We start from the raw sequence: 460 nt of genomic DNA, 5'->3' as shown, positions 1-460 counted from the left end.
ACAGCCTAATCACCTTGGCATCTGAAGTCGGTATCTGGAATTATGCGCCAGACGAAGTGGCAGAGAAAGGACGTGTTGGCCCTGGTGAATTACTCGTTATTGATACGCGTCGCGGTAAGCTATGGCAGTCGAACGAGATCGACAATGATCTTAAAGGCCGTCACCCATATAAAGAGTGGATGGATAAGAACGTTCACAAATTAACACCGTTTTCCGCACTAGCAGATGACCAAGTCGGTAAGCGTAATTTTGATGATGACACCCTAAAGACCTATCAAAAACAGTTTGCAATGAGCAACGAAGAGTCAGACCAAGTACTGCGTGTACTCGGTGACATGGGACAAGAAGCGGTCGGTTCTATGGGCGACGATACGCCAATGGCAGTGCTGTCTTCTAAAGAGCGCCTAATCACCGACTATTTCCGTCAGAAGTTTGCTCAAGTCACCAACCCACCGATTGA

1 protein-coding gene is annotated in these 460 nt (G+C 47.6%); it reads left to right on the top strand.

The window, feature by feature from the left end; translation table 11 throughout:
• On the top strand, positions 1-460 hold a 460-nt coding region (locus AB4486_RS25600), incomplete at both ends, for a glutamate synthase central domain-containing protein (protein ID WP_372119544.1).

The organism is Vibrio sp. 10N.222.55.C6, assembly GCF_041473395.1.
GTDB classification, from domain to species: Bacteria; Pseudomonadota; Gammaproteobacteria; order Enterobacterales; family Vibrionaceae; genus Vibrio; species Vibrio crassostreae_C.
This window is presented reverse-complemented; position numbering and strand designations above follow the sequence as displayed.